Below are 5,207 nucleotides of genomic sequence, written 5' to 3'. Positions count from 1 at the left end.
TGAAGTGTTTTGTCAACACGGCCTAGAGCATTTTCATGATGTACGGAATCGGCGGGGGATTCCCTTTTTGGTGATTATGTGATTCATGGGGAGCCGTCTTGCCGGAGGCGGCGATGGGTTGGCGATCAGGGCAGAGTTACTCTCAGGATTTGCGGGATCGGGTGATAGGCGCGGTTGATGGCGGCATGGCCGTTCGGGAAGCTGCGGCAGTGTTCAAGGTAAGCATTGCCTATATCTATAAGGCGCTGATCCGTTGGCGTCTGACCGGCGACACACGGGCCAATCCCGTCCGAGGTCGGCCACCGCGCAAACTGTCGCCCGAGCAAGAACAGGCGCTTGGGGCGCACATCCGGTCACGCCCCGGCATTACCTTGGCTCAGGCGCAGAGCTGGTTGCAGTCGGAGCACGGCGTCACGCTCAGCATCGGTGCCATGTGGAATACCGCCCGCCGTCTCGGCTTGTCTTTCAAAAAAAGCCCTGCGCGCCAGCGAACAGGATCGACCCGACGTCGCCGCAAGGCGCAAGCTGTGGAGGTCAGCGCAGCCGTTCATCGATCCTGAAAGCCTGGTTTTTCTGGATGAGACGGGCGTCAACACGAAGATGGCTCGGCTCTACGGCTGGGCCCCGGTTGGCGAACGCTGCCACGACAGCGCCCCGTTCGGCCATTGGAAGACGATGACGTTCATCGCAGGACTGCGGCTGACCGGCATGACAGCACCCTGGGTGCTCGATGGCCCGATGGATGGAACTGCTTTTTGCGCCTATGCCCGCCATATCCTCGCACCCACCCTGAAACGCGGCGATGTCGTCGTGCTCGACAATCTCCCGGCCCACAAGGTTGCCGGGGTCCGCGAGGCAATCGCCGAGAAGCGGGCGCAAATCTTCTATCTGCCGCCCTATAGCCCCGATCTGAACCCCATCGAAATGGCCTTCTCAAAGCTCAAGGCATTGATCCGCCATGAGCCGCCACGCAGTATCGACAGCCTCGTCGAGCGCATCGGTCTGCTCCTCGATCGCTTCGTTCCGACTGAATGCGCCAACTTCTTCCATGCCGCTGGATATCAACGGTCATGATGAAAATGCTCTATAAGCGCCGTCATCTGAGTAAAATCGTATCTCTGGGACAGATACCCCTCTAGCAAGCCGTGCGCGAAAAAACAAGCCGACAACCTCGGCGAAGCCGAAGCTTGCGGAAGGTCAGAACAAATCCATCAACTGTGGTCGCGTGAATTTGAAATACTTTCTCGCCAAATCCAAGCCGACGATAGCAACGGCGTGCTTCGTCTGCCAACTCTTCCACGTGGACCTACAACGATAGCACTATACTATAGTTACACTGGGTGAGGGCTCGTCCAAGCTATCATGTCAGTGAATTCACTCCTCAATCGCTTCAGGCAATCCAGATTCTGCTCTAAACCAAAGCTGATCCTTGGCGGGGCGATTCATACCAATAATTCGAAGTTCGAAATGAACCTAATTGCGGCCAAGCAAAGACTGCCACCAGCCTTCATTGGCCAGATACCAGGCGAGAGTTTCGGCAAAACCCTGGGAGAAATCGCGCGCCGGCTCATAGCCTAGTTCGCCGCGGATCTTGGTCTCGTCGATCGCATAGCGCCGGTCATGGCCCTTGCGGTCCTCGACATAGGTTTTCAGGCTGGCGGTGGGCTGGCCATTTGCGGCTGGCGCGTCGGGGAAGCGCTCGGTGAGCGAGGGATCGGCAGCAAACGCGGCATCCACGCCTGCGCAGATTTCCTCAACCACCTGAAGGTTGGGAAGCTCCTGACCGCCGCCGACATTGTAGACCTCGCCAACCCGGCCCTTCTTCAGGATCAACTCGATCCCCAGGCAATGGTCCTCCACATGCAGCCAGTCGCGAACGTTCATGCCATCGCCATAGATCGGCAGGCTGCGGCCCGACAGAGCGTTGAGCACGAACAACGGGATCAGCTTTTCGGGAAACTGATAGGGGCCGTAATTGTTCGAGCAATTGCTGGTCGTGGTCTCCAACCCGAAGGTGTGGTGATAGGAACGCACCAGATGGTCTGACCCGGCCTTTGATGCCGAATAGGGCGAGTTGGGCGCATAGGCGGTGGTTTCGCTAAACGCCGGTTCATCAAAGCCGAGCGACCCATAGACCTCATCGGTCGAGACATGATGGAAACGGTGCGGCTGGCCGCTGCCCTTGTCGAGCCAGGCGGCCTTGGCGGCCTTCAAAAGGCTGTGCGTACCGATGACGTTGGTGGTGACGAACGCGTCGGGCCCGGTGATCGAACGGTCGACATGGCTCTCGGCAGCAAAGTGAACGATGGTGTCGATCGCGCGGTCGGCCATCAGCTTGGAGACAAGCTCGGTATCGCAAATATCGCCGACAACCAGATCGACGCCGTCGAGCCCATCTAGATTGGCCGGGTTGCCGGCATAGGTCAGCGCATCGAGCACCACGATTGAATCGCCCGGCGAGACACGGCGCCAGTGGTGCACGAAATTGGCGCCAATGAACCCTGCGCCGCCAGTCACAATCAGATTTGCCATCAGTCGATTATCCCCATTAACTCTGCCCCGAGTACCGATCGCTCGCTCCGGGCTGCTGAGTTTCGAGCCTGCCGCAATGCAGCATATGCTGGCTCGCTAGCATGCGCCCAGAGCGCGCTCAACACTAGGTTTATAAAAGTCTCGTCCGCCTGCGCTCAGCCGCTGCCGGCGATCTCGCCAAACATTACCCGCAAATTAGTGCGCCAATGCGGCGCAGTCGCGCCCAAAGCGGCAATGGTCGAACTCTTGTCGAGTACCGAATAGTGCGGACGGCGCGCCGAGGTCGGAAATTCGGCAGTTGCAATCGGGATCACCGGAACCGCCTTGTCGAGGAGTCCGAACGATAGAGCCTCCTCCTGGATAGCCACGGCAAAATCATACCAACTGGCAACGCCGCTGTCGGTGTAATGGTGGGTCCCCGTGACACCCTGGCGCGCCATGGCCCACAAAGCCTTAGCAAGATCAGGGGCATAAGTAGGCGTGCCGATCTGGTCGGCGACCACGCGCACTTCGGGCCGCTCGCCCATCATCCGCAGCATAGTGCGCACAAAATTGCCGCCGGTGGGGGCGTAGACCCAGGCGGTGCGGACCACCAGCGAATCGGGTCCCGCCGCCTTCTCGCCCGCCAGCTTGGTGCGGCCATAGGCGCTCACCGGATTAGGGGGGGCATCGGGCGCATAGGGAACGCCCGAGATACCGTCGAACACGAAATCGGTCGACACATGCACCAGCCGTGCCCCGAATTCGCGGGCCGCGGCCGACATTGCACCGACAGCGGTACCATTGACCGCAAGCGCGACGTCCTCTTCGCTCTCGGCCTTGTCGACGGCGGTATAGGCCGCCGCATTCAGCAGCAGCTCGGGCCGGACATCGGCAACGCAGGCGCGCAGCGCATCAGCATCGGCAATGTCGAGCGTGTCGATGTCGTGGCTGACGATTTCGGCATCATCCGGCGCGGTTGCGGCGAGGCTCCGGCCAAGCTGGCCCTTTCCTCCGACGATCAGGACTTTCATGCATAGGCCTTTATCTGGTCGAGCGACGTGCCATCACGATCCTTTTGCGACAGCTGCGGCTCGACATCGCCGACCGGCCATTCGATTCCGACAGTCGGATCGTTCCACATCAGAGACTGCTCCGCGGAGGGATCGTAGGGGGAAGTGCACTTGTAGAGGAAATCGGTACCGTCCTCGAGCGTCAGGAAACCGTGGCCAAAGCCAGGCGGCACCCAGAACATCCGCTTGTTGGCGGCGCTCAGCTCGATGCCGAACCATTTGCCGAAATAGGGCGAGGACTTTCTGAGATCGACCGCAACGTCCCAGACCGCACCGGAGACCACGCGTACCAGCTTGCCCTGCGGGTTGGGGTTCTGGAAATGCACCCCCCGCAGCACGCCCTCGGCCGAACGACTGTGATTGTCCTGCACGAAGGTCAGGTCGAGCCCGGCATCCTTGAACTGCGCCGCGTTCCAGCTTTCCATGAAGAACCCGCGCTCGTCGCCGAAAACCTTCGGTTCGATGACCAGCGGCCCTGGAATATCGACCGGGCTGACGATCATCGAAGCCCCCCCTTCTGGGCCAGCAACTGGAGCAGATAGTCGCCATAGCCGCTCTTGCGCAGAGGGTTGGCGATTCGCTCAAGCTGGACATCATCGATAAAGCCGCTGCGCCACGCGATTTCCTCGGGGCAACAGATCTTCAGGCCCTGGCGCTCCTCGGTCACGCGGACATACAACGCCGCATCGAGCAGCGAACCATGGGTCCCGGTGTCGAGCCAAGCATAGCCGCGGCCCATGATCTCGACCGACAGGTCGCCCTGCTCCAGATACACCCGGTTGAGGTCTGTGATTTCCAGCTCGCCACGCGGCGAGGGTTTGAGATCGCGGGCTAGCTCCACGGCACGGCCATCGTAGAAATACAGGCCGGTAACCGCATAGTTGGATTTGGGCTGCTCGGGCTTTTCCTCAATCGTCTCGGCCTTGCCGGTGGCATCGAACGATACCACGCCGTACGCTTTGGGATCGCTGACGTGATAGCCGAACACCGTCGCGCCTTCGGTCCGAACATTGGCAGCGGCGAGCAGATCGACCAGACCATGGCCGTAAAAAATGTTGTCGCCCAGCACGAGCACTGAGGGGTCAGTTCCGACGAAGTCCGCGCCAATATGATAGGCCTGCGCTAGCCCACCAGGATCTGGCTGGATCGCATAGGTGAGTGCGATGCCCCAGTCGCTCCCATCGCCCAGCGCCGCTTTAAACGCAGCATGATCGTGCGGTGTGGTGATGATCATGATTTCACGAATACCCGCAAGCATAAGAGTAGAAAGCGGGTAGTAGATCATGGGCTTGTCATATACAGGCATAAGCTGTTTAGAAATGGCACGCGTCAACGGATGTAGGCGAGTACCAGCTCCGCCTGCTAATATAATTCCTTTACGATTATTCAATTTAAAAACCTTCTCACGTTTATGAGTCAAAGGTTAGTTCAAATGACAACCTTAATCTCATTTTCTTTTGCTGGTTCGATGCGAACTACATTCCCCCGCGTCGGAGACCGACTGGATAGGGCGGCCAAGGCCATCTGCCACATTCTCGGCGATATCACACCAGAATATTTCCTTTCAAGCCAATATGGCCGCCAGCGTAAGCAATCTTAGAGTATCTGTGATGATGAAGCGAT

The 5,207-nt window shown here is 59.1% G+C and carries 6 protein-coding genes; 2 read left to right on the top strand and 4 right to left on the bottom strand.

Translation table 11 applies throughout. The features are described from left to right. Positions 1-113 precede the first annotated feature (113 nt). Both LI72_RS20785 and LI72_RS20780 read left to right on the top strand, forming a co-directional pair. The gene (locus tag LI72_RS20785; RefSeq protein ID WP_033927473.1) at positions 114-560 is read left to right on the top strand and encodes an IS630 transposase-related protein; all 447 of its coding nucleotides are present in this window, start codon (positions 114-116) and stop codon (positions 558-560) included. Next, a complete protein-coding gene (locus LI72_RS20780; protein WP_033927475.1) occupies positions 478-1,074 on the top strand; it encodes an IS630 family transposase in 597 nt (198 codons plus the stop codon). The genes LI72_RS20785 and LI72_RS20780 overlap by 83 nt, the downstream gene beginning before the upstream one ends. A 399-nt stretch (positions 1,075-1,473) precedes the next feature. Here the strand turns inward: LI72_RS20780 and rfbB are convergent, their stop codons facing one another. The 4 genes from rfbB to rfbA all read right to left on the bottom strand — a co-directional run bounded on the left by rfbB (position 1,474) and on the right by rfbA (position 4,974). Next, positions 1,474-2,532, bottom strand: coding sequence for a dTDP-glucose 4,6-dehydratase (rfbB, locus tag LI72_RS18585; RefSeq protein WP_033927472.1), 1,059 nt, complete (start codon positions 2,530-2,532; stop codon positions 1,474-1,476). A 155-nt stretch (positions 2,533-2,687) separates the two neighbouring features. After that, entirely contained in the window at positions 2,688-3,545 is an 858-nt protein-coding gene (gene rfbD, locus LI72_RS18580) for a dTDP-4-dehydrorhamnose reductase (RefSeq protein WP_033927471.1), read from the bottom strand. Further along, positions 3,542-4,087, bottom strand: a complete 546-nt coding sequence (rfbC, locus tag LI72_RS18575) for a dTDP-4-dehydrorhamnose 3,5-epimerase (protein ID WP_197051978.1) — start codon at positions 4,085-4,087, stop codon at positions 3,542-3,544. Before rfbC ends, rfbD begins: the two co-directional genes overlap by 4 nt. Beyond that, on the bottom strand, positions 4,084-4,974 hold the full coding sequence (gene rfbA, locus LI72_RS18570) for a glucose-1-phosphate thymidylyltransferase RfbA (RefSeq protein WP_033927470.1): 891 nt from the start codon (positions 4,972-4,974) through the stop codon (positions 4,084-4,086). The genes rfbC and rfbA overlap by 4 nt, the downstream gene beginning before the upstream one ends. Positions 4,975-5,207 lie beyond the last annotated feature (233 nt).

The sequence above is a fragment of the Sphingomonas sp. 35-24ZXX genome (genome assembly GCF_000786215.1).
Classification (GTDB): Bacteria; Pseudomonadota; Alphaproteobacteria; order Sphingomonadales; family Sphingomonadaceae; genus Blastomonas.
Note: the sequence above shows the minus strand (reverse complement) of the source record. Positions and strands in the feature narration are given on the sequence as shown.